The 23,134-nt window shown below is 57.0% G+C and carries 26 protein-coding genes; 13 read left to right on the top strand and 13 right to left on the bottom strand.

Annotated elements, in window-relative coordinates:
* Positions 1-10 precede the first annotated feature (10 nt).
* Both OZ656_RS05130 and OZ656_RS05135 read left to right on the top strand, forming a co-directional pair.
* Entirely contained in the window at positions 11-553 is a 543-nt protein-coding gene (locus OZ656_RS05130; protein ID WP_236043539.1) for a histidine phosphatase family protein, read from the top strand.
* Between the two features lie 40 nt (positions 554-593).
* Positions 594-932 carry a zinc ribbon domain-containing protein YjdM gene (locus OZ656_RS05135; protein WP_011785654.1) on the top strand — a complete coding sequence of 113 codons (339 nt, stop codon included), beginning with the start codon at positions 594-596 and terminating at the stop codon, positions 930-932.
* A gap of 45 nt (positions 933-977) precedes the next feature.
* On the opposite strand, the gene OZ656_RS05140 is transcribed toward OZ656_RS05135, so the two are convergent.
* On the bottom strand, positions 978-1,697 hold the full coding sequence (locus tag OZ656_RS05140) for a tellurite resistance TerB family protein (RefSeq protein ID WP_278349954.1): 720 nt from the start codon (positions 1,695-1,697) through the stop codon (positions 978-980).
* 236 nt (positions 1,698-1,933) lie between these two features.
* Between OZ656_RS05140 and OZ656_RS05145 the strand changes: the two genes are divergently transcribed.
* Together OZ656_RS05145 and OZ656_RS05150 are read left to right on the top strand one after the other, a co-directional pair.
* The gene (locus OZ656_RS05145) at positions 1,934-4,240 is read left to right on the top strand and encodes a bifunctional diguanylate cyclase/phosphodiesterase (RefSeq protein WP_273030282.1); all 2,307 of its coding nucleotides are present in this window, start codon (positions 1,934-1,936) and stop codon (positions 4,238-4,240) included.
* A 66-nt stretch (positions 4,241-4,306) separates the two neighbouring features.
* Positions 4,307-4,810 (top strand): copper chaperone PCu(A)C, encoded by a 504-nt coding sequence (locus OZ656_RS05150; protein ID WP_278349953.1) that lies wholly within the window; start codon positions 4,307-4,309, stop codon positions 4,808-4,810.
* Between the two features lie 32 nt (positions 4,811-4,842).
* Here the strand turns inward: OZ656_RS05150 and OZ656_RS05155 are convergent, their stop codons facing one another.
* On the bottom strand, positions 4,843-5,586 hold the full coding sequence (locus OZ656_RS05155) for a class I SAM-dependent methyltransferase (RefSeq protein WP_222197950.1): 744 nt from the start codon (positions 5,584-5,586) through the stop codon (positions 4,843-4,845).
* Between the two features lie 141 nt (positions 5,587-5,727).
* Positions 5,728-6,006, bottom strand: coding sequence for a SelT/SelW/SelH family protein (locus OZ656_RS05160; RefSeq protein ID WP_278349962.1), 279 nt, complete (start codon positions 6,004-6,006; stop codon positions 5,728-5,730).
* Between the two features lie 82 nt (positions 6,007-6,088).
* Between OZ656_RS05160 and OZ656_RS05165 the strand changes: the two genes are divergently transcribed.
* Positions 6,089-6,988, top strand: a complete 900-nt coding sequence (locus OZ656_RS05165) for a diacylglycerol kinase family protein (RefSeq protein ID WP_278349963.1) — start codon at positions 6,089-6,091, stop codon at positions 6,986-6,988.
* Here the strand turns inward: OZ656_RS05165 and OZ656_RS05170 are convergent.
* Positions 6,979-9,171, bottom strand: a complete 2,193-nt coding sequence (locus OZ656_RS05170) for an OsmC domain/YcaO domain-containing protein (RefSeq protein ID WP_278349964.1) — start codon at positions 9,169-9,171, stop codon at positions 6,979-6,981. The genes OZ656_RS05165 and OZ656_RS05170 overlap by 10 nt on opposite strands.
* Before the next feature lie 24 nt (positions 9,172-9,195).
* Here OZ656_RS05170 and OZ656_RS05175 point away from each other — a divergent pair, with 24 nt between their 5' ends.
* Positions 9,196-9,429, top strand: a complete 234-nt coding sequence (locus OZ656_RS05175; RefSeq protein WP_219194215.1) for a hypothetical protein — start codon at positions 9,196-9,198, stop codon at positions 9,427-9,429.
* A gap of 3 nt (positions 9,430-9,432) precedes the next feature.
* On the opposite strand, the gene OZ656_RS05180 is transcribed toward OZ656_RS05175, so the two are convergent.
* Positions 9,433-10,266, bottom strand: a complete 834-nt coding sequence (locus OZ656_RS05180) for a zinc-dependent peptidase (protein WP_278349965.1) — start codon at positions 10,264-10,266, stop codon at positions 9,433-9,435.
* 82 nt (positions 10,267-10,348) lie between these two features.
* Between OZ656_RS05180 and OZ656_RS05185 the strand changes: the two genes are divergently transcribed.
* A complete protein-coding gene (locus tag OZ656_RS05185) occupies positions 10,349-10,672 on the top strand; it encodes an antibiotic biosynthesis monooxygenase (protein WP_022992939.1) in 324 nt (107 codons plus the stop codon).
* On the opposite strand, the gene OZ656_RS05190 is transcribed toward OZ656_RS05185, so the two are convergent.
* The gene (locus tag OZ656_RS05190) at positions 10,673-11,644 is read right to left on the bottom strand and encodes a ribonuclease Z (RefSeq protein WP_153741257.1); all 972 of its coding nucleotides are present in this window, start codon (positions 11,642-11,644) and stop codon (positions 10,673-10,675) included.
* Between the two features lie 71 nt (positions 11,645-11,715).
* On the opposite strand from OZ656_RS05190, the gene OZ656_RS05195 reads away from it, so the two are divergent.
* The 3 genes from OZ656_RS05195 (at position 11,716) to OZ656_RS05205 (ending at position 13,752) form a co-directional block, all read left to right on the top strand.
* Positions 11,716-12,570 carry a crotonase/enoyl-CoA hydratase family protein gene (locus OZ656_RS05195; protein ID WP_272998966.1) on the top strand — a complete coding sequence of 285 codons (855 nt, stop codon included), beginning with the start codon at positions 11,716-11,718 and terminating at the stop codon, positions 12,568-12,570.
* A 3-nt stretch (positions 12,571-12,573) separates the two neighbouring features.
* Positions 12,574-13,155, top strand: coding sequence for a CPBP family intramembrane glutamic endopeptidase (locus tag OZ656_RS05200; protein WP_272998965.1), 582 nt, complete (start codon positions 12,574-12,576; stop codon positions 13,153-13,155).
* 120 nt (positions 13,156-13,275) lie between these two features.
* On the top strand, positions 13,276-13,752 hold the full coding sequence (locus OZ656_RS05205) for a DUF4442 domain-containing protein (RefSeq protein WP_222448460.1): 477 nt from the start codon (positions 13,276-13,278) through the stop codon (positions 13,750-13,752).
* Between the two features lie 15 nt (positions 13,753-13,767).
* On the opposite strand, the gene OZ656_RS05210 is transcribed toward OZ656_RS05205, so the two are convergent.
* Positions 13,768-14,817: an alpha/beta hydrolase gene (locus tag OZ656_RS05210; RefSeq protein ID WP_222448461.1), complete on the bottom strand. Its 1,050-nt coding sequence runs from the start codon at positions 14,815-14,817 to the stop codon at positions 13,768-13,770.
* Between the two features lie 81 nt (positions 14,818-14,898).
* Here OZ656_RS05210 and OZ656_RS05215 point away from each other — a divergent pair, with 81 nt between their 5' ends.
* Positions 14,899-15,123 (top strand): DUF2007 domain-containing protein, encoded by a 225-nt coding sequence (locus OZ656_RS05215; protein ID WP_011785634.1) that lies wholly within the window; start codon positions 14,899-14,901, stop codon positions 15,121-15,123.
* A gap of 4 nt (positions 15,124-15,127) precedes the next feature.
* Here the strand turns inward: OZ656_RS05215 and thpR are convergent, their stop codons facing one another.
* Positions 15,128-15,664: an RNA 2',3'-cyclic phosphodiesterase gene (gene thpR, locus OZ656_RS05220; RefSeq protein WP_278349966.1), complete on the bottom strand. Its 537-nt coding sequence runs from the start codon at positions 15,662-15,664 to the stop codon at positions 15,128-15,130.
* Between the two features lie 74 nt (positions 15,665-15,738).
* On the opposite strand from thpR, the gene OZ656_RS05225 reads away from it, so the two are divergent.
* Positions 15,739-16,734 carry a GTP-binding protein gene (locus OZ656_RS05225; protein WP_014420835.1) on the top strand — a complete coding sequence of 332 codons (996 nt, stop codon included), beginning with the start codon at positions 15,739-15,741 and terminating at the stop codon, positions 16,732-16,734.
* Between the two features lie 25 nt (positions 16,735-16,759).
* Here the strand turns inward: OZ656_RS05225 and OZ656_RS05230 are convergent, their stop codons facing one another.
* From OZ656_RS05230 to OZ656_RS05240, 3 genes are all read right to left on the bottom strand, one after another.
* Positions 16,760-17,620, bottom strand: a complete 861-nt coding sequence (locus tag OZ656_RS05230) for a DUF6160 family protein (protein ID WP_011785631.1) — start codon at positions 17,618-17,620, stop codon at positions 16,760-16,762.
* A 96-nt stretch (positions 17,621-17,716) separates the two neighbouring features.
* Complete coding sequence (locus OZ656_RS05235; RefSeq protein ID WP_278349967.1) at positions 17,717-19,540, bottom strand: choice-of-anchor D domain-containing protein; 1,824 nt, start codon at positions 19,538-19,540, stop codon at positions 17,717-17,719.
* 243 nt (positions 19,541-19,783) lie between these two features.
* Positions 19,784-20,806 (bottom strand): AraC family transcriptional regulator, encoded by a 1,023-nt coding sequence (locus tag OZ656_RS05240; protein ID WP_278349968.1) that lies wholly within the window; start codon positions 20,804-20,806, stop codon positions 19,784-19,786.
* Between the two features lie 199 nt (positions 20,807-21,005).
* Between OZ656_RS05240 and OZ656_RS05245 the strand changes: the two genes are divergently transcribed.
* Entirely contained in the window at positions 21,006-21,677 is a 672-nt protein-coding gene (locus tag OZ656_RS05245) for a class I SAM-dependent methyltransferase (protein WP_278349969.1), read from the top strand.
* Between the two features lie 7 nt (positions 21,678-21,684).
* On the opposite strand, the gene OZ656_RS05250 is transcribed toward OZ656_RS05245, so the two are convergent.
* Both OZ656_RS05250 and OZ656_RS05255 read right to left on the bottom strand, forming a co-directional pair.
* Positions 21,685-22,683 carry a PA2778 family cysteine peptidase gene (locus tag OZ656_RS05250; RefSeq protein WP_278349970.1) on the bottom strand — a complete coding sequence of 333 codons (999 nt, stop codon included), beginning with the start codon at positions 22,681-22,683 and terminating at the stop codon, positions 21,685-21,687.
* Positions 22,684-22,689: 6 nt separating this feature from the next.
* On the bottom strand, positions 22,690-23,091 hold the full coding sequence (locus OZ656_RS05255) for a PA2779 family protein (RefSeq protein ID WP_278349971.1): 402 nt from the start codon (positions 23,089-23,091) through the stop codon (positions 22,690-22,692).
* Positions 23,092-23,134 lie beyond the last annotated feature (43 nt).

The following is a 23,134-nucleotide window of genomic DNA, read 5'->3' on the forward strand; positions in this document are numbered from 1 at the left end:
GTTTTGTTTGATGGCCATCGGCGCTTTTGGGTTTTCTCAAACCCATGCCTCAGAAAAGGACGCCTGGGCTGCCCTTAGAGAGGGGAGAGCCGTTTTGATGCTGCGTCATGCCCTGGCTCCAGGCACCGGTGATCCAGTCGGGTTTGTGCTCGGAGATTGCAGTACCCAGAGGAACCTGAACGACACGGGGCGTGAGCAGGCCCGGGCGTGGAAAGCGTTTCTGGCAGAACATGGAATTGATGAGGCGAGGGTGTTTTCCAGCCAGTGGTGTCGATGTCTTGAGACCGCCCAGGAAATGAATATGGGGCCAGTGACTGAGTGGCCGGCTCTGAATTCATTTTTTCGCAACCGGGGCGATGGCCCGCAACAGACCCGTGAAACCATCAACTTGGTGAATGCCCTTGGGCCCGGCATGCCGGTGGTGATGGTCTCACACCAGGTGAATGTGACAGCGTTGACGGGCATTTTTCCGGCTTCGAATGAAGGGGTGATTCTGGCGTTGCCGTTGTCGGAGAACCCGGACATTCTGGCGAGGGTGGCGCCGGGGCAATAGTGGTATAATCCTGTGCTCATTCAGTTAACAGGAAATGATAATGTCTCAGTTGCCCCCTTGCCCCAAGTGCAGTTCTGAATACACCTACGAAGATGGCGTTCAGCTGGTGTGCCCGGAGTGCGGCCATGAATGGACGGAGGCCGAGCAGGCAGCGGCTGAAGCAGGCAAGGTGGTTCGTGATGCCAATGGCAATGAGCTGCAGGATGGCGATACCGTCACCGTAATCAAGGATCTGAAGGTGAAGGGTTCCAGCCTGGTGGTGAAGGTGGGAACCAAGGTCAAGAACATCCGCCTGGTGGATGGCGATCACGACATTGATTGCAAGATTGATGGTGTGGGGGCCATGAAGCTCAAGTCGGAGTTTGTTAAGAAGGCCTGACTTGGATTCGGCACCGGGGAGTCCGGTGCCGTCTGCTGTGATTGATTAACTGGCAGCCAGCACTTGTTGTTCCAGTTCTTTGGCCAGATTGGGTTCTATCTTCAGGGCACCGGCCAGTTGTTCGAGCCAGGCACGCTCCATCGGGTTCTGTTCGTCAATCATCACGGCGCTGACGACGTAGATTTCCCGGGCTGCCTGGGGCGAATCGGCGTTGCGTGCCAAAGCGCTGGCATCCAGTGGCGCATCGAACTGTTGCTGGATCCAGGCCTGGAGTTCGTCGTCCGGGCCCAGCCGCTCGATCTCCTGAGTCAGTAGTTGTCTTTCATTGGCATCGATATGGCCATCGGCGCGGGCGGCCATAATCATGGCCTGGAGAATTTCCAGTCCACGACGCTCCTGGTCAGCTCCCTGCAACTGCTCAAGGGGCTGGCCCTGTTGCACCGGGGCGGGCTGTGCCTGGCCCTGATTGGTGCTCTGGTAGTTTTGATAGGCTTTCCATGCCAGTACGCCGACACCGGCCAGGGCGCCATACTTCAGTGCCTTGCCGCCCATTTTGCGGCCACGCTTGGAGCCCAGCATCAATCCCAGTGCTCCGCCACCCAACAGGCTTTTTACATCAATGCCACTGCCGCCTTTACCTCCGGACAGTTGGCTGCCAAGGTTGCCCATCATCTGGTTTACGTCCATTCCACCCTGGCTGCCCTGGCGGGACTGACCGCCCTGGGCCTGGTTCATGATCTGGTTCAGCACTGACATTACATTCATTGTCTGGCTCCTTTTCCGCCTGGTTGCCGTTGGCTTTGATTTTGATTCTAGCCTCAGTAAACCCTATCCGGCATGAACGCCAGATGAACAGATTGTCTGGATAACGACGGCAAAGTTCCTTTTGGCATCATCTTTTTTGGTAAGGTTGTGTCAAAACAGGGTGCGTATTTGCAACGTCATCCTATAATCATGGTTAGCGAAATTAACCCATTCACCGGGACAAATGGACTGACTACTTGGCGGCTCTGAAAAGCAATATCTGGACGCTGTATTTTCTGATCGTAATCGTCGGCGTTGCGCTTTTAGGGGTGTCTCTCCAGCAGCGCTGGCGGGAGACCCTGTCTGATGAAACTGCGCATCAATTGTCCAGAGCTGAGCTCATATCCCAATCCGTTCACAGTCTGTTCCGGACTCAGGAGCTGGTGCTTGATGTCGTGGGGCGCGAACTCCTCGACAGTGGCGAACCGCTGGAAGAGCGGAGGGAAATGCCTTTATTGGACAATATCCTTTCGGTTAACCCGGCCCTCGTAGGTTTTGGCCTGGCTCGCCCGGACGGCACGCTGGTTCGTATCAGCACCAATATGGACACCAGCCGCCTGCCCAATCTCCTGGAGAACCCCAGTACCGCAGAAGGTTTCAGGCAAGCCCTTGAGTCGGATGTGATGGTGGTAGGGCGTACTTATTATATGGATGCGCTCGGTGCCTGGTTGATCCCGATACGAAAGGCCTTGCGAGCGGACGATGGTTCTGTGGTTGCAGTAATGACGGCCGGACTGAAGATCGGTGCCGAAGGTTCAGTTCTTGGGCAGGATCTGCACGATGGTCCCGAGGACAGTGTCATCCTGTTTCGGGAGGCAGACAAATACGTCCAGTTTATGTCGCGAGAGGGCGCAACGCCTGAGCGATATTCTGCCTCGCAGGTCAACGAGGAGCGTTTGAGCGCACAGCGGCGTGATTTCGAGGAGGGAACCGGAAAGACCATGGCCGATATCATGGCCAGTCCGGAGGCGGTTTCTTTTCATATGACCCGCGACCAGCGAGATTATCTGACAGCCGCCACCTTCGACGCTCGGTATCAGATCTGGACAGTGTCCGAGACGCGTTTTGCCCCTCTTTACCGCGATTTTATGGGTACCCTCGTACCCTACGTGATTGGCTTTGTACTGGGTGCCTGGTTGCTCTACCTGTTGTTCCGGGTTATTGATCGTGCCGAGGGAGAGCGTCGGGAAGAGTTGCTGTACCGGGCTCGACATGACGATCTCACCGGCCTGTTAAACCGCGCCGGGCTCCTGGATCGATTGGAAGGCAGGCTTTCTCAGGCGAGGCCGTTCAGTCTGGTGGTGATCAACATTGATAACTTCAGTGGCATCAATGACCGCTTTGGGCTGGAGTACGGGGATCACACCCTGGTGGAATTTGGGCGAAGACTTGAGCGGTTGGCGGAACGACACGACGATCTGGCGAGGCTCGGGAGCGATGAATTCGCCATCGTTACCCCCAATACCAACATCCCCTCGTTGACCGATGCCTGCCGGGCACTGGTAGAAGATCTGGCCCAAATCTTCGAAGTGGGCCGGCTTCGTCTGCAGGTGGGCGCGAGTGTCGGGGTGGCCCGGTACCCCGAAGACGGAGACTCCCTCAGCAAGCTGATTCGTAGTGCCCACCTGGCGTTGTATGAGGCCAAACAAAGCCGGAATGCCGTCTGCGTCTACAAGGCAGAAATGGAAACCGCTTATCTACGGCGGCTGAACGTGGAACAGAGGCTGCGCTATGGCCTGGCCTCTCATGCTCTCTATATGGTGTACCAACCGCAGGTGAACGATGCAGGCGAAACCATTGGTCTGGAGGCTTTGGTGCGCTGGCAGGATGAAGAGTTGGGATTCGTTTCGCCGGCAGAATTCGTGGATGTGGCCGAGAAAAGCGGCCTGATGATTCCTCTGGGTAACTTCGTGCTGGACACCAGCCTGAGGGAATTCCGGCAATTGATAGACAAGGTGAAACAGCCGCTGGATCTGGCCATCAACATCTCGGTGATTCAGTTCTGCCAGCCAGGCTTCGTGGATACAGTATTGAACGCCTTGAAAACCCACGATGTCTCGCCGTCCTCTCTGGTTCTGGAGATTACCGAAACGCTGTTCATGGGCAATTTCGATCAGGTGCTGCAAACTATCTGCGACCTGAGAAGCCACGGTATACGCCTGGCCATGGATGATTTCGGAACCGGCTATTCTTCCCTCAGCCTGCTGCGCCAGTTACCTCTGGATGAGCTTAAAATCGACAAAAGCTTTGTGGACGGTATTGTTGAAGATGAAAAAGCCGCCAATATGGTGCGCAGCATCGTCGCCATTGCCCGCAGCCACAACATGAGTCTGATCGCTGAGGGTGTAGAAGAGCAGGCTCAGGCCCAGGCCTTGATCAAAATGGGCTGCCTGCGCTTCCAGGGTTACTATTTCAGCCGGCCGGTGCCTATGGCAGACGTTCGTCAGGTGCTCACTGACACGGCAAACACGGACAATATCCCTGCGACCATTCGTCGCTCCTGATGGCTTTGAAGTGGTCGGAGCCGGCCGCTACAGTAGTGATATTTGTCAGAAAACAAGGAACGCCGAATGAAACAACCCCTGATTGCTCTGGCATTGGGCGCAGCCCTGTTCGCCCCGGCCGCATTTGCCGCTGATCACGGACACGGTAACCACCACCAGAGCCGTCCAATACAAATCGACCACCCCTGGAGCCGTCCAACACCGCCTGGCACCCCGATGGGCGTGGGTTATATGACCATCACCAACCACAGTGATCAGGCTATCACTCTGGTGGGCGCAGAAACGCCAAGAGCCGGCCATGTTTCCATCCACGAAACCTCCATGCATGAGGGCGTGATGCGCATGCAGCCGGTAGACGGCGGCCTGGTGATACCCGCCGGAGAAACCGTAGAGCTAAAACCTCACAGCTATCACCTGATGCTGGAAAAGCTGCCCGAGCCCCTGGTTGAGGGCGAGAAAATTCCGGTAAGACTGGATTTTGATGCCGCGGAAGACCTGGATATCGAACTGATGGTGCGTCCACTGGACGGTGCCCCGGCGATGAACGACCATGCCGGCATGAAGCACTAGCCTCTATTACTCTCAGTGAACTCCGGTAACGCTCAACGCTTTACACAGGCAAAGATTGCGTTTCCGGATTCGCCATCCCAGGGCACGATGCGTTCGTAGTCGTGTTCGAAGATGGTCACGTCAAACCAGGGCTCCAACAGGGCGGCCAGCTCCCGAAAGCTCAGTGCTACCATGGGGTGCTCATCCTGCCAGGATTCACTGATGCCGTTGGTGGTGCGATCAATGCTCAGCCGGAGCGACTGCCGTTCACCACCGCCAACGTAATGCCAGCCAGACCTAAAGGTAAACTCACTGCCATCGTGCCGGGCGGAGTGACAGACATACAGATTGTTGTTGATTCGGGTCTTGTCTACGGCATTGAAACAGAACAATCCGTTGGCTGATAACGCCTGGTGGGCGCTTTCGATACAGCCCTGAAGCTTCTCGATACCATCGCTGTAATGAATGGAGTACAGGAAGCAGGTAATCAGATCAAATGGACTATCAAACCGGAATTCGCACATATCCCGAACACTGAAGACGGCTTCCGGGCAACGCTCCTCGGCTACATCCAGCATGGGCTGATTAATATCCAGCCCTTCGCACTGGTAACCGAGGTTCAGGAAATGCCGGATGTGCGGCCCGGTACCACAGGCCAGATCCAGATGACGCCTGCCGCCATTGCCAAATAGCTGATGTAATCGTTGAACCCCGCGACTCTGGGCCGGGTAATCGATATCGGCACACATCAGGTCGTAATAGCCCGACAAGTCGGTGTATAAGGCATTGATGGACACGGGAAAGCCTCTGCAGAAATCAACTGGATCACCTCTGGCGAACAGCAGCTGCAGGCGGGCCTGGCACAGCGGGCGGGCGTTTTGAGGGTGGCGTATGGTAGCGAAAAGATGCGGGAGCGGGTAGCCACCCTCGTAGATGTACTACACCGGCTTGTCTGAGTGCCCCAGTGAGTGCTCCGGGGCAATCTGATCCCGCACCAGCTGTTTCAGTTGCTTGATATCCGGGAAGCCCCCTTGCTCCTTACGGGACCAGATTCGGGTATCGTTTGCCCAGACTTCAAAGATGCCGCCGGAGCCGGGTTTCAAGGTGAGCTCGTCGACCATGCCGTCGAAGGTGGTCAGCAGTTCCTGCGCCATCCAGGCGGATCTCAGCATCCAGTTACAGCCGGTGCAGTAATGGAGAGTAATGCGCGTTGCCATACGGTAATGCTTCCTGCATGAAGAAATCGATCAGCCATGCTATCAAATGAAGGGGACAGTTTCTTTCTCCAGAGGGAATGGTATGGCGTATTGGCTGGTGGATAGCCCCGGTTCCGGTGATGGCTGCCGGGATGCGGATTTCTGGTTGCCCTATCTGCGCGAGCAGGGCATCGAGAACGTAACCGAGTGCAGGCTGGATGAGGCTGAACAGTGGCTGCGCCTGGTGACTGGCAACGACGTACTGTTGGCCGCGGGTGGGGATGGCACTGTGAACGGTGTGGCCGGTCTTTGCCTGCGCACCGGCGCGACTCTCGCGGTTCTTCCCTCGGGAACCGCTAATGATTTTGCTCGCAACCTGGGTATTCCGTCTGAACCGGCAGAGGTGGCCCGTCTGGTGGCGGACGGTAGCACCGAGATGATTGATGTGGCGGAGTTTGATGACCGCATCTATCTCAACGTGGCCCACATTGGCCTGGGCACCCTACCTTCGCGCCAGGCCAGTTCGCCTACTAAAAAGTTCCTTGGACAATTCAGCTACGTTGCCACGCTTTTCCGGCAGCTGGGCGCCCAGCGGGGGTTTCACGCACGTATCCGCACGGATCGCTCCACCCTGGATGGCCGCTGGCTATCCATTGCAGTTGCCACGGGTGCCTATTTCGGCGGCGGCCACGAAATACCGGAGGCTTCCGCCAATGACGGCTTGCTGGATGTGATTGCCGTTAAACCACGCCCATTGCCGCAGCTGTTACTTGCATTTCTGATGGTACGCCTGAATCGCAAGACGCCGCGCCGAACCAGTACCGTCATCCAGATCAAGGGCAAGTGGTGCCACGTAGAAACCACCCGCGCCAAGACGGTAACGGTGGATGGCGACGTGGCCGGCAAAACCCCGTTTAGGGCGACCTGCCGGCCAGGGGCCATTCGGGTGATTGGCAAGCAGGTAGTTCACACGGGGGATCAGACGGCCAATGCTTACCGTTGAACGCCGGCTTTGCGGGCCCTGGCCGCGTGCAGCTTCTTGTAGCTCTCGATCATCTTCAGGTGCCGGTCCAGACCTCGCAGGTCCATGCCGGTTTCTTCCAGGCCAAAGAAGCGCACCGACCCCTCAATAGACCCGACCACCGCATCCATCACCGGGTCGCCAAACATACGGCGGAAGTTGTAGAGGTAATCATCCAGCTCCAGTTCGTCGTTCAGCGTGGCTTCCAGGGCCGCGTTCATAGCCTGGTAGAACAGGCCGCGCTCAACGGTGTTGTCATTGAATTGCAGGAACATCTCCACCAGCTCCTGGGCCTCTTCAAGCTCGCCCAGTGCCAGGTAGATCAGCAGTTTCAGTTCCAGAATGGTGAGCTGGCCCCACACGGTGTTTTCATCGAATTCGATGCCGGTGAGGGTGACGATGGTCATGTACACATCCAGCTCGGCCTCTTCCAGGCGCTGTACCAGATTGGCCAGTTCGTCTTCACTCAAACGGTGCAGGTTGAGGATGTCTTCGCGGAATTCCAGGGCCATGTTGGTGTTGTCCCACACCAGGTCTTCCACCGGATACACCTCGGAATAGCCCGGCACCAGGATTCGACAGACCGGAGCGCCGAGGTCTTCGAACACCGCCATGTAGCATTCCTTGCCCATGTCCGCGAGGATGCCGAACAGGGTGTCGGCTTCTTCTTCGTTGCTGCCTGAGAAATCCCATTCCACAAAATCGTAGTCGGATTTTGCGCTGAAGAAGCGCCAGGACACCACGCCGCTGGAATCGATAAAGTGTTCAACGTAGTTATTGGGCTCGGTCACCGCCATGGAGTTGAAGGTGGGCGCCGGCAGGTCGTTCAGACCTTCAAAGCTGCGACCCTGCAGCAGCTCGGTCAGACTGCGTTCCAGGGCAACGTGGAAGCTGGGGTGTGCACCGAAGGAAGCAAACACACCGCCGGTTTTGGGGTTCATCAGGGTGACGCACATCACCGGAAACTGACCGCCCAGGGAGGCATCTTTCACCAGTACCGGAAAGCCCTGCTCTTCCAGGGCCTTGATACCTTCGACAATCTCCGGGTACTTGGCCAACACGCTCTCGGGAACATCCGGCAGGGCGATTTCGTTCTCAATGATCTCTTTCTTGACTGCCCGTTCGAAGATTTCTGACAGGCACTGTACCTGCGCTTCCTGCAGGGTATTACCGGCGCTCATGCCGTTGCTCAGGTACAGGTTCTCGATCAGGTTGGAGGGGAAGTAAACTGTCTCTCCGTCTGACTGACGCACATACGGAATGCTGCAGATACCACGCTCGGGCGTGCCCGAGTTGGTGTCGAACAGGTGCGTGCCCAGCAGTTCGCCGTCCGGATTGAAAATCTTCAGGCAGTAGTCATCCAGAATGCCGTCCGGCAACTCGCCTTCCGGGCCTGGCTGGAACCATTTTTCGTTCGGGTAGTGCACGAACTCGCTGTTGGCGATGTCCTGGCCGAAGTACTGGTCGTTGTAGAAGAAGTTGCAGTTCAGCCGCTCTATAAACTCACCCAGGGCCGAACACAGGGCGGCTTCCTTGGTGGCACCCTTGCCGTTGGTGAAGCACATGTGGGCCGCGGTGTCGCGCACGTGCAGAGACCACACGTGGGGAACAATGTTGCGCCAGGAGGCAATCTCGATCTTCATGCCCAGATCTGAGAGGATGCCGGTCATGTTGGCAATGGTCTGCTCCAGGGGCAGATCCTTGCCCTCAATATAGGTGTTGCCGTCGCCGCCCGGGGCAGCGGTGAGCAGGGCCTGGGCGTCTTCGTCCAGGTTTTCCACCACTTCAATCTGGAAATCCGGGCCGGTTTGCACCACTTTTTTAACGGTGCAACGGTCGATGGAGCGGATGATGCCCTGGCGGTCCTTGTCCGAAATGTCTTCCGGCAGTTCCACCTGAATCTTGAAAATCTGCTTGTAGCGGTTTTCCGGGTCTACAATGTTGTTCTGCGACAGGCGGATGTTATCTGTGGGAATATCCCGGGCGTTGCAGTAAACCTTTACAAAGTAAGCCGCGCACATGGCAGATGAGGCCAGGAAGTAGTCAAACGGGCCGGGCGCCGAGCCATCGCCTTTGTAGCGGACGGGCTGGTCTGAGACGACGGTAAAATCGTCAAACTTGGCCTCAAGCCTCAGGTTGTCGAGATAATTGACTTTGATTTCCATGGGCAGCTTACCGGATTCAGAAATATGAGCAGTTTACGCGGAATAGACGAGGTAATCCCCGATGCGCGGGATGGTCTCACAAAAACGGAACGGACGATACTTTACGTCCTGAGTGAGACCCAGAAGGAGTTAGGCGGGCGTAATGTGCCTACCGTGATGCTCTATGGCCGGGTACTGGAATACGTGAATATCAGCGAGGAAGAGCTGCATCTTTACCTGGATCGTCTCGGCGTCAAGGGAAACGGCCTAGGCGGCTGATCATCAAGGCTCGCAGGCACGCATGTGCTCCGGGTCGATCCGGTAAAAACGGCACAGGGCAGCGTAGACGTCAGGTTGTTCACGTTTCAAGTGCTGCGGTTGTTGGTAGAAGGCCTCGGTCAGCACCGCGAAAAACTCGGCCGGCTCGGTGGCGCCGTAGGGATCGAGCCAGGGTTTGTGGTGGTGTTCCAGCCGATGCTGCAGGTGGTCCCAGGCTTCGGTCATGGTTTCCTGCCAGCGTGCAGCGTCATCGCCACTCAGTGGTGGCGCACCGTCCGCAGTGCCATCCAGGTAGTCCAGCTGATGGGCGAATTCATGGAGAATCACATTGTGCGGGCCATGAGGATTGGCGATGGCTTGTTCACACTGGCTCCAGGCCAGAATTACCCGGCCGTGGGACCAGGCCTCTCCGGCCCGGGTTTCGTCACTGGCGCTGACCACCAGGCCATCGCTTTCGGTGTCCTTTACCCGGTAGATGTCGGGATAGACCAGGATGCTTTTGACGTCATCGTATTCGTAAAATCCGCGTTCAAGCAGTAAAAGGCAAGCATGGCCGGCAATGGTCACTCGCACCCGGTCATCGATTTCAAAACCGGCACATTCGTAGAATTCCTTCTCCGAGATAAAGAGCTGAACCAAATTCTCCAGTCGGGTTTTGTGGCTGTCGGAGAGCCGATTATAGAGCGGCACGTTATCCTGAAGGTGGTGCCTCCAGGACACAGGGAAGGGCTGTTGCAGTTCGCGCCGCCGTCGCCAGTTGCGGTAGAAGAACAAATAAAACAGTGAGCCACCAATCAGGGCGATGGCGACGATGGCAAAAACAAGCGGTGCGGACATTGGTGACTTCCCTGTGAATGTCCGGCCAGTCTACCGCAAGGCTCAGCGAACCACGAAGATCCATAGGAGTGAGGAGGATGCGATGAAGTATATTTTCGAGGTCACGGTGAAAGACGGGCACTCTGCTGAGGAGTATGCCGATGCCTGGGTCCGGGCCAGTGAGCTGATTCAGCAGGCGCCCGGTGCCCGTGGTACCGAACTACACCGAAAGATTGGTGAGCCGAACAAGTTGATCGCTATCGCCAGCTGGGACAGCAAGGCCGACCGCGATGCCATGGATGCCCGGAAGGACCCGAGGATCGCGGAGATCATTAAAAGCGCCGCTCCGTTTGTTGAGATTCGGCCTTTGGGTGAATTTGAAGACCCTGAATGGGTGGTACTGCCGCCAGGCCAGAATAGCGACTGATTAGCTGTGATCAACTTTGTGTAGCTGGAAGTCTTTCTCCAGACGGTAGGTGTCAAAATCCCGGGCCAGGAAAAGGTGGCCCGTGTAATGCTGCAACGCCTCGGCGGCGAGCTGGTTGATATGAGGGCTGCCACCCGGGGCGGACTGGTAGCGGGAGCTGAAGTGGGTGAGTACCAAATTGGGCAGCTTTGCCTCCTGCGCGAACCGGGCCACCTGCTGCGCCGAGCTGTGCTGTGGCCAGGGGCCAACGCGGTCTGCGACATCCTGGGTGTAGGTGGCCTCGTGAATCAATACGTGGGTGCCTTGGCAGGCATCTTTCAGCAGTTCCGGGGTGTCGTTGTCACCGCCGACAATGATGTTTCGCGCGGTTCTCGGGATTTGGGTGTAGTCGTCGCTGCGCAGCAGGCGCCCGTCATCCAGTAGAACATCTTTGCCTTTCTGCAGGTCGCCCCATTCAGGGCCAGGCTCGATGCCATCAGCAACCAGTTTCTCCTTCTGGAGTTGACGTTCCAGGTTCCGCTCTGTGAATACGTAGGCCCGGCAAGGTACCCGGTGCGAAAGCGCCACGTTGGTAACACCCAAATGGTCATCCTGCCAGTAAAAACCCGGAGCTTCCGAGTTGATGAAGTTCAACGGATAACTCAGGCTGGAGTCACTGTTTTCGATGACCGTATCGATAAACCGGCGTACCTGTGGCGGCGCAATGATGTCCAGAGGCTCGGTGCGACCCAGCATGGAAGCGCTGGTAAGCAAGCCCGGTAGCCCGAAGATATGATCACCATGGATGTGGGTGATGAAAATGGCGCGCAACTGCATCACCGAATACCGTGTGCGCATCACCTGGTGCTGGGTGCCTTCACCGCAGTCCACCAGATACCAGGGTTTGGGCCCCGAAAGGCAAAGCGCCAGGCCGGTGACGTTGCGTGACCGGGTTGGTGTTCCGGCCGATGTGCCAAGGAAAGTGAATTCCATCGTGCCTCGTTTCGCGGTAATGTGCACCCTAATAATACGAAACCATGCTCTCAGATGATACGGGATCCATCATGTCTGAACTCGCCAACTACGAAAGTTTCAATATTGAAGTAAAAGACCACATCGCCCACGTTCAGTTCAGTCGCCCCGAGGCGCTGAATACCATGAACAAGGCATTCTGGCTGGAGCTGCCGCGCTGCGTTCAGGACATTGAAGCCAATACCGATGCCCGGGTGATTGTGATCTCCTCCACTGGAAAGCACTTTTCCGCAGGCATGGATCTGGGCGTGTTCTCGGATCCGAAATCCGTGCCCATGAGTGGTGATCCTGGCCGTATGGCGGAGAACCTGCGAAGAGTCGTACTGCAGCTGCAGGATACTCTGAGCTCTCTGGAGAAAGTACGTCTGCCCGTGCTTGCTGCCGTGCACGGGGGCTGTATTGGTGGGGCTCTGGACCTGGTGTGCGCTGCTGACAGCCGGTATTGCACCTCCGATGCCTATTTCACCATCAAGGAAACCGAGCTGGGCATGACAGCTGATGTGGGCACGCTGCAGCGGCTGCCTAAACTGATGCCTGAGGGCGTGGTGCGTGAGCTGGCTTATACGGGCCGCAAATTCGGTGCTGAAGAAGCCTATCGCCTGGGTTTCGTGAACTCGGTATACGAGACTCAGGAAGCGATGCTTGAGGGCGTGATGTCCATTGCCGCCCAGATCGCTGCCAATTCGCCGCTGGCGGTGACCGGCTGCAAGGAAATGATCAATTTCAGTCGCGATCACAGCGTAGAAGACAGCCTCCGCTACATGGCCACATGGCAGTCTGGCATGTTCCGCCCCACGGACATGATGAAATCCTTCCAGGCCAAGGCCCAGAAGCAGGCGCCCGCCTACGACGACCTGTTCCCGGTCAAGGGTCTGTTCGAAAACTGAGTTATGGCCCAAGGTCGCGCCAAACTATCCACCACCGCCGCCCTGCTGTTTCAGGGCGGTATTGGTTTGGTGGGCTGGCTTGCGATCTGGTTGTTCGATATTCCATTAATGCTGAACAACTTGAATCTGCTGGAAACCCTGCTCTATGGTAGCCTGGGCGCTGGCATCACCTACCTTGTGCTATTGCTATTCACCCAGCTCTCCTGGCTGTTTCCTGATGATCTCGGCTCGCAGATGCAGGCCCTTTACCGCTTCGCGGCGAGTTATCGCTGGCCGGTATTGCTGACCTTGTGCGTGCTCGCCGGGGTGGGGGAAGAGCTCTTGTTCCGTGGAGCGGTGCAGGGCTGGCTACTGCAGCATACCGGGCCCTGGACAGCCTTGCTGGCGGCCTCTGTGTTGTTCGGGTTGGTGCACTACGTGTCGTTTACCTATTTTCTGGTGGCAACGGGTCTTGGACTGATTCTTGGTGGTGCCTACCAGTTCTGGGGCAGCCTGCCCTTGGTGATGGTCTGGCATGCGGTATACGACATGCTCGCGCTGTACTGCCTGCTGAACTATCCCCAGTGGTTCGATGTGAAGCCTTGATGTTTCCAGTCTAAAAAATTCAAACGGTCGTATGAATTTTCGTTGAAAACGCGGTGTGGCTGTAAGAAGATAGCCAGCTACACAGTCGTGAAACTGATTCTCAACCGTTTGGATGTTGCCATGAATTCGACGATTCGCCGCTGGTTTGCCAGTGCCGGCGCCATGCGCCGAGTGCTCTCAACTTTCGCCCCTTATCTGGGGGCAGGTATTAAAGTCACTCACATTGCTGATGACTTCAGCTCTGCAACGGTGGAAATGCGTCAGCACTGGTACAACACCAACTACGTGGGCACGCACTTCGGCGGATCTCTCTACAGCATGGTTGACCCAATGTATATGCTGTTACTGATGCGCCGACTGGGCAACGATTACATCGTGTGGGACAAGTCCGCGAGTATTGATTTTATCCGCCCCGGCAAGGGCGTGGTAAAGGCCCACTTCGAGCTGACCAATGCGCGTCTTGATGAAATACGCGAAGCCACCGCTGACGGCGACAAGTACCTGCCGGAGTGGTATATCGATATTGTGGATGAGGCAGGAACGGTCGTTTCTCGCGTCCACAAAGTGCTGTACGTCAGGCGAAAGCCGGCTGAGTAGCGCCGGCACCAGCTGCTATTGCTGTTCCACTTTCTGAAGAAACACCGCGATGTCTTCAAACGCCTCGTCTGCCTCGGGCAGAAGTGGCGTGAAGATGTGCCATACATGCACCATGTTCTGCCAGGTGTGAAGCTCCACCGGTGAACCCTGGGCTTTTGCCTTGGCGGCGTAACGCGTGGCGTTGTCCAGCAGCATTTCCGTGGTGCTTGCGTGGATAAGCACGGGTGGCAGCTTGTTAAGCTCACCCCGCAGAGGTGATGCAACCGGGTTGGTGGGAGAGATTCTGAACGCGGCAAGTGTTCCCCACCACAACACGGGCAGCGGGATTTTGGACAAACCACCAAACACCGGGCCCAGCAGTGGGTCCGTGCGAATATTCTCGCGATTGCTAGGCGCCGTCAGCGTGAGATCCGTGGAGGGTGACAGGGCAACGGCGGCATCGGCCTGCCGCAGGCCATTGTCGCGAATCCACGCCAGCAGAGACAGGGTATGGCTACCGCCCGCCGAGTCTCCGGCAACCACCATGAAGTCGACGGGCGCTTCGCCGTCCGGGCCATGATTCAGCAGCCATGCATAGGCCTGGCGGCAGTCCCGAATGCCATCCATGAACCGGTGTTCGGGCATGAGCCGGTAATCAACCGCAAAAACGGCAGCATTGGCAATCCGGGAAAAACGGTCGGTAATCGCCCGGTGACTGCGAGGGCTGCCAGCAGCCCAGGCACCGCCGTGAATATAGAGCACACGTCGGCGGGAATCGGCCCCGGGCGCCAATATCCATTCTCCACGCGGATGATCCTGATGACGGATGTCCGATTCGATATCCACGCCTTCACCCAGGCTATCCAGGTGATTGCGGAGGGCGATCAGCCGGGCTTTGCCTTTCAGGCCGCGGGAGGCGCGCCCCATGTCCTTGATGCGTTCTATGACCTCATCATGAGCCGGGTTTGGAGCAACCTCCTTCATAACCCAGTCCTGGCCGTCGTACTCGGAAAGATCCTTTACCCGGAAGATCAGCAATGTGATCAGGACAACAAGAGTAACGACAGCGAGCAGAAACCAGAGCATGGACAATCCTTGGGGCGCGAGACACAGGGCATTGGGACGACTATAGTCGAAACAGCGTTAAGCATATAGGAGTGCGCTGTTTTGCAAATAGCCTATCGGGCCCGGGATATTACCGAAGCTCACATCATTGCTGGCCTGCTGCGCGCCAATCACATAGAGGCGCACGTAGGCGGGCATTACCTGCAGGGTGCACTGGGCGAGATCGGCGCTGCCGGCTTTACCAATGTGCATGTGGCTGACGAGGACTGGGTTCTCGCCAGAGCCTTGATTGAGGACTACGAGGCAAACCGACTTGAGCAATCCTGAGGCTTCAGGTGGTTAACGGATAGCGTTCCAGTACGGTATAGACAGAGCCGCTTTGGCCTGGACTGCTTTCAAACAGTGCAAAGCCCTGAACCGGCCAACTGCCAAACCGGGTCCTCTGGTAGTGCTCGATCAGCCCGGCCACCGAGCCTGCGCCAGCCCGAAAGCGGCTCAGTGTAATGTGAGGTTTGAATGAGGGATTCTGGAGAGTGAAGCCGTCGTTGATGAGCCTTTGGGCAAGGGTGCGTTGCAGTCCCCTCAGTTCTGCCTCGGGGGAGACTCCCGCCCAGAGGATTTTCGGGCTCTCCTCCTTGCCGAAGCAACCCAACCCGGCGGCTTCCAGCTTAAAAGGCGTATGGGTCACCTTTCTGGCGTTATCCCGAGCCTGGATTACCTGTTCGGCCTCCACCTCTCCCAGAAACGTCAGGGTTAGGTGAAGCTGGGTTTTGCTTTGCCAGCGGGCACCTTTAATGTCAGTTTTTACCTTTAAGAGGCTGGTCTTGATCGACTCAGGAATTTCCAGTCCGAAGAACAGTCTTGGCATTAACTCCTCCATAGTCGGGACGTAGCCCGGCCTGGTCAATGTTGTTATAGTATAACGTTTTTGAGGCCAGAATTATGTCCAGCATTCCCCGCCCGATTCCCACCAACCTGATACTCGGGTTCCTTGGCGTTGGCAAAACCACTGCCATTCTGGACCTTCTGCGCCAGAAGCCGGAAGGGGAAACCTGGGCGGTACTGGTGAACGAGTTCGGCGAGGTGGGCATTGACGGTGCCATCCTGGAGACCGAGGGGGCGGTGGTGCGCGAGGTGCCAGGTGGCTGCATGTGCTGCGTCGCGGGGCTGCCCATGCAGATCGGCCTGAATCAGCTGATTGCCAGAGCCAAGCCGGATCGTTTGCTGATTGAGCCCACGGGCCTGGGCCATCCGTCCCAGATTCTCGATACCCTGACTGGAGAGCATTATCAGGATGTCCTGGCGTTGGGGCCGGTGATTACTCTGGTGGATCCACGCAAACTCGAGAACCCGAAAGTGCTTGAGAATGTGCAGTTCCGGGATCAGATCGAAGCTGCCGATATTCTGGTCGCCAACAAATCGGATCTTTGCACGGCACAGCAACTCTCGGCGTTTGAAGACTGGGTTGCCACACTGCCCCTGACGAAGCGTGCCGTTTACACGACAAGCCAAGGACATTTGGCGCCCGAGTGGCTGGACGGTGAGATGGAGCGTCAGCCGGTATCCAGCCCGGATGCTCATCAACAGCGGGCTGCGCTTGATCTTCGCCCCCCGGCACCGTCTCTGGACGACCAGCCCTGGCAGCGGATGACCAACCGTGGTCAGGGGCATTACAGTCTGGGTTGGCGCATCCACCCGGAAATTCAATTCTCGGAGGCGTCTCTTCTGGCAACGGCGATGGACGAACGCCTGGTGCGGTTCAAGGCCGTTGTGCATACCCTGGATGGCTGGCGAGTGATCAATCAGGTGGAAGGTGCGTTGACCGTTCAGCCCTGTGAGCCGGGAGAACAATCGCGGATTGAATTGATCAGTTCAGAGCCCTTGGCGGAGAGCGATCTGGATCTGGAAATGAAACGCGCCGCCGGGTTGGCAGAGTGAGGGCCCGGAACGGGCCCTCGGTGCATTACTGGTGACCGTAGATTCTCATGCGGGTGTTCTGCACTGAGAGGTTGTCCAGTGTCAGGGAGCCGATGCTGGTTCCGCCCACCAGAACCTGGCCAATCTTCATGTCTGCGTCAAACTGCTGCAGATCAATCGCCAGAGAATCGTCCGAGCTGCCGAAGCGTTGGTCTTTGTAGACCTCCACTACGATATCCGCGGCGGCATCCAGAATGGTCGGGCCATTGCCGCCAGTTGCTTTGTCAGCAACCTTTTCGAGATAGGTATTCTTGGTGAGCTGCAGGTCACGAATACCGATCGCGAGGAAGTCGACATCGATATCCAGATCGGAAATACCGACCTTTGTGTCCAGGGTCAGCTTGTCGGTCGCGGTATCCACCGTGATGCCGACCTTGTTGAAGATACCTCTCATTGAAAAGTTGCTTGCCAGCAGGGTGGAGTCTGTGTTGCCCTGCAGGCTCCATTCACCGGTTGTCACGCCAAAATCGATAGGAGCTGCGGTGATTGGCAGTACGTTGATGATGGCGTCGCCATCTGCGGCAACGTCGATCTCGATCTTGATATTGTCGATCAGGTCGGTGTAGTCCTTGAAGGCCAGGCTTCTGCCGATCTCGATGTCTTTGAACATCTCATCCTCATAGCCGGCGCCAGCACCGCCGATGCTGATGTCCTTGATGGCGAGAGAGCCCTCATCGGTATATCTGAATTCACCAATGTTTACTTTGGTTTCGAGCTCGATGGTGACACCGGCCTGGCCGGTGATGCTGCCCATCTGAGCATCGTCGATTGGTTTAAGCTCTGCCTGCGCGGCAAACGGCGCGCCGATGATAGCCAGTGCTAGCAGATTTCTTTTCAGGCTTTTCATTGCTTTGTTCCTTTTTTGATTTTGTTTTTACTGCGTGTAAGGTCCACGGCCAGCGAGTGCCAGCCGTGAACCTGCTTCCGGCGATGCCGGAATTCCTCAGAATTGCGGAGTGAGCTCAAGGTTGATGGTGTTGCCCGGGCCAGTCATGAACTGGTTGAGCAAGCTGGTGAGCAGTCCGCAGTTCTCCAGAGCGCCCAGTTCGTAGACGCCGCTGACCTCGCCGCCCGTTGCCGGGGAGAAGTTAGAACCTTCAACGGATTTGAGTTCGATGTTGATCGGTTCACGGGTCTGGCACTCGGAACCGCCACCGATGCGAACTGGCAGCCAGCCAAGCTTGATGGCAACCTTGGGTACTTTCACATACAGCTTGGAATTTGCGGTCAACTTGCCATTCACAAGTGTGCCGGTGGTGACCTCTGCCTGCTCAAACTCCACGTTGGCTGCCGCATTGATCTTGCTGAAAAGCAGTTTGATGGAGAAGTTGCCAGAGGTAGGCAGTACTTCCAGATCAGCTTCGAAGGTGCCTGAGGCAATATCCAGCAGTGTGGCAATGGAACCGTTCAGCGGCAGGGTGCCTCCGGTTGCATTGATCAGAGTAGAGCCCTGCAGGCCGAGCAACAGCTCCAGCTCGGAACCGCCAGTTGGTTCCTCGTAAGACTCGGCTGTGACGCTGACAGAGGTTTCCGCAGTTTCCGGGTCGTTGGAGCGAACGACAAGCGTTGCGTTGCTTACACCCGGTGCCCCGGCGGTGTAGTTCAGATCAACGGTGCAGCTTTCACCGGCGGCGACCGTTGTACAGTCATTGGTCTGAATGAAGTCCGCCGCATTGGCGCCAGTCAGGGTGATGCTATCAATCTGCAGAGCAGCGTTGCCGTTGTTGTCCACGGCAACCTGTGCAGTTGCGCTGGTGCCTGACAGAACGCGACCCAGATCAACGGATTCCGGCGTTACCGAAATTTCCGGAGTGGGTGCCAGAGTTCCCTTGCCAGAGAGCGGAACGCTTACAGACTCGTTCTCCGGATCGGTAGATTCAATGGTCAGAGTAGCGTTGCGAGTACCTTCGGTGCTTGGTGCAAAGGTTACGTCGACAGCGCATGAAGCTTCGGGCGCCAGGCTGGAGCCGCACTGATTGGTGACAGTGAATACATCGGCGTCGGTTCCATCAACGAAGATGTTGTTGAGGCCAAGGCCGGTGTTGCCAGTGTTAGTAATGGTCACACTCTGCTGCGCACTGAGGCCAGCCTGTACTGATCCAAAGCTGATGTTTTCAGGGGTAATACTGATGCGTGGTGTTTCAACAACTTCCCCGTCTACAGTCACTGTCTGAAGCAGGTTGTTCTGATCCGGCAGCTGAACACAGTCGGTTGTGATTTCGCCGATTGGTGCGGGTGCGATGTCGCCGTTGGCGGTGCGCGCGATCAGGTCCAGCCGCAGAGCGCCTACCCTGATTTCCAGTTCGCCGACATCATCTGCGGTAACCAGGAATTCCGGTGAAGTGCCGGCAGCCGGGACATTGAATTCGCCGGAGGTTTCCGGAACCGGTGTCGGTGGTATATCAAGAGTGACGATCTGCTCTACCGTTCTGCCCGGTGTGGTAACGCTGTTGAAGCTGGTGGCAACCCCTTCAAGAGTGGCTGATTGAACCAGTTTCAGGCCGGTGCGGGCATCGTCGTTGACAACGGTGATCGCGTCTACGGTGAAGGCGGGTATCGTTTCTCCTACTGATGCTACCGAAGGAATATCAGCACTGATGGTGGCACGGATGGGTTGATCACCGATGAGTGGAAACGGGCACTCAAATGCCAGCTCGGTGGACACTTGTTCGGCGGCGGCATTACCTGCGCCCCCCGCCATCAAAGCCGCCGCGGCAATCGCGGGGCCGAGCTTGCGGACACTCGTATTGAGGTTCCTGAGTTTCATGAGTTCGTCCTCTGTACGTCGTTATTTGTTGTAGTGGGTTGCAGACAACACCGATGAGGACTGCTCAATCGGACTTGCAAAGATCCCTTTGCCATACGTGTTCACGTATGAGTGCAGCGTTATTAGACGGGGAGAGGGTGCCGCGGGTCATTGCTTGTCGCGGCACCGTTTTTGTTCAAAGCGGAGAGAGGCGAAGGGATTGTCTAAACCGTGAACGGTGTCAAAACGAAAAGTGAGCTGTGTTCACTTTTTTGAGCGGGCTTGCCGCCGAACGTCGCCAGGGGTTGTGCCCGTCCAGGACCGATAGGCTTTGGTAAAACCGGCCTGGTCACTGAACCCCAGTTTTTCGGAGATGGACTCCAACGGTACGTTGGTGTCTTTCAGGTAAAGGGTGGCGAAGCTTTCGCGAATTTCGTTCCGCAGTTCCCTGAACGAGGTGCCGGCGCTGGCAAGATGCTGGCGCAGGGTGCGCGGGCTGATGTCCAGGCGCCGGGCGATGTTTTCGGTGGTGCAGGGACGGCCGGGCTGGCTCATGATCAGTTCGCGAACCTGCATCGCGGTCTCGTCGGCTTCCAGATTGCCTGGTTTTCGATGGCATCGGGTACGGGCTACCAAGAACTCCAGGTTCGCCTCGCTTTTCGGAATTGGTGAACCTTTCAGTGGCATGGTTACCTGAGCAACCGGTGCATCGAATTCGAACTCGCACCCGGGGGCCAGCAACTGCCAGTCTTCCAGTGAGGCAGACGACGGAAAATCAAACTGGAAGTGGAAATGGCTGCAAACCTGGCAGGAGATACGGTGAATGCTGCCCATATAGATCTTCGTCAGGCAGGGTCTCAAGTCCTCTACGCCCCAGGTATCGATGAGCCGGATGCGGAATGTAGAGCCGGTCGATTCCAGTTCCATGTCCATCAGTGGCAGGCCAACGCGCAGGTATTGAACGATCATGCTCACCAGGCGTCGCGGATTTTCCTGGCCCAACATGGCGAACCCGAGCAGGCCGTGACTGGGCAGGTCCAGTTGCTGGCCAAATTCGAACGCCGCGCGCTCGTCGGTCATCAGCCAATCCGCCTGGCGCAGCAAATCCATGACCTGATGCATGGACAAGCTGGCGTCCGGGTTATTCAGCATGTCGTCGGTGATGCCGGTATTGGCAAGAATGGTATGCCGCTTTACACCGCGATGTTCCATAAAACGGACAAAACGGCGGGCATAGCGAGCCGAGACGATCGGCACTTCCAGTGCGAGTTCAGATGACGTTTCCATGTTCCGGTCTCTGAGCCGGGGCAGTTCCCGGGCATTTAGTCTTGAATTGAACTGTTGTTATCATTCAAGAGGTACAAGCCGACTCCTCTCTGTTCGGTGCCAGTATAGGCAGCGCACGATGGGCGCTTTTACGCATCCGGTCACAAATTCGCCGCATGGCCGGATATGACAATGAAACTTTTGTCAGGTTGAAACGTTCATGATCGAAAGACCGCAATCGTCCGCGCAGCAGGAAGCGCGCTGCCCGGTGTGTGAAAACGCTGAACTGGTGCCGTTTCGTGAAGTGGGGCAGCAAACGTATTTCCGTTGTGGCCAGTGTGAAGCCACGGTGATGGCCTCCGAGTGTCGGCTGTCCGGCTCCCGGGAGCGAGCCGTCTATGAATTGCACAACAACAATGCGGACGATCCCGGCTACCGGCGTTTTCTTTCAAAGCTGGCCAAGCCTCTGCTGGGGTATGTTGAACCCGGAGCGCAGGGGCTGGACTTCGGCTGTGGCCCTGGCCCGGCATTAGCCAGAATGCTTGAGGAAGCGGGACTGCATATGACTTTATATGACCCGTTCTTTTACCCGGACGCCGCCGCGTTGGATCGGCAATACGATGTTATTACCTGTACCGAGGTTGTGGAGCATCTGCATCATCCAGCCGAAGTGTTTCGCATGCTGGACAGCCTGCTCCGGCCCGGAGGCTGCCTGGGTATCATGACTTGCTTCCAGACCGACGATGCCCGTTTCGATAACTGGCACTATCGGCGCGATCCCACCCATGTGGTGTTCTACCGTGAGCAGACATTCCGCTGGCTGGCCCAGCATTATGGCTGGGATCTGGAGATTCCCGTGAAAGACGTTGTGCTCCTGCGAAAATCCCTGTGACCGCCTGTTAGTGGGCGTTTGAGGGGCAGGCAGGAATCTGGGGGCAGGCGGCGGCATCTGCCGCGTTTGATCGGGCCTCATCCTGTAGCGGTTTAAACCGTTTCGGTGCCAGCCTGGCCGCACACTCGGAGGCATGTCTGGCTCTAGCCGGACAGCCTGCATCGTTGAGTGCGATGGCGAGGTTGTTCCAGCCTTCGGAGAACCCGGGGAACTTCTCGACCACCCTCAGGAAACTGCCCACGGCATTCTGAAAATGACCTAGCTGGTACTGCAGGTTGGCGTTTGCCATTAACGGTGTGGGCTGCTCGGGCCATCTCGTGATGGCAGTTTGGTAGGCTCGCTGGGCCGCCCGGGTGTGGCCTGTTGTCTCTAGATCGTGGGCCGCCTGGAGGTAGGGCAGCATTTCAGCACTTGCGGGTGTTTGATCGGGGGGCAGAATGACTGCAGCCCATCGCTCAGCCTTGCTCCAGGTGTTGTAAAACACCTTGTATGGCATTTCATAGTGGCGCCGTGTATCCGTGTTCAGGATGAAGACCTGTTCCGTGCTGTCGTAGCCCACCACCACCGCAAAATGCCATTGCGGCCACCAGCTCAGACGAAGATTCTGCATAACCAGGACCGGATTTCCGGCCTCAACCTCGGCCAGAATGGCCTCTGGTTCCGGTTCCAAACGGTACACCAGCATGTCGTGGGCCCGTGCGCCGGCAACCATTTCCACTTGCAGGGAGCCTTCCTTGCCCGGCAGGTAGACCAGCTCTTTCAGAATGTCCGGATTGGTCGCCAGCCCCTGTGCGTTCAGCATCATGGCCAGAGAGGCGGGACCGCACTGGTACTTCTCCTGCGGATAGAAGGGCACCTGTTCCAGCAGCTTTTCCGGGTAAACCGGTTTGGTGTTGTCCCGGGCAGAGACAGGCCAGTCTGGTGTTGATGCACACCCGGCCAGAAGCACTATGGCCGTCAGAGCGACGGCCATAGTCAATTTAAGACGGCTGTTCATCTGCTGCATTGGGGATCAGCGAATGCATTTCACGAAGGGGAACAGATCCGTCGCGCAGAGCATATCGGTTATGATGAACACCAGCAGGAACAGAACAATGATACCGACAACACCTTCGCCGGTTGGTGCTTCGGCCAGTTGTTGTTCAAACTCGGCCAGTTCCGTCGGGGTCAGATTCTGGATGCGCTCTTCAACCTGGGCTTCATTCACGCCGAGTTCCTGGAGTTTTGCCTTCACTCCCTGGTCGTCAAGCATCTCCAGCAATTGTTGCCTGTCCAGATCCACCTGTTGCTGCTGGATCAGCTCGCCGGTACCCACCATGCCTGCGTTGGCGGACATGGAGAAGGTGGTCGCAAACGCGAGGAGTACGGCCATGGCCAGTGAGAACTTTCTTAAGTGCTGTCTGATACCGTTCATGTGAGGCTCCTTTCTCAGTTGTATTCCAGTACAGTAGATAGCG

This window comes from Marinobacter sp. LM1 (assembly GCF_042763285.1).
Lineage (GTDB): Bacteria > Pseudomonadota > Gammaproteobacteria > Pseudomonadales > Oleiphilaceae > Marinobacter > Marinobacter nauticus.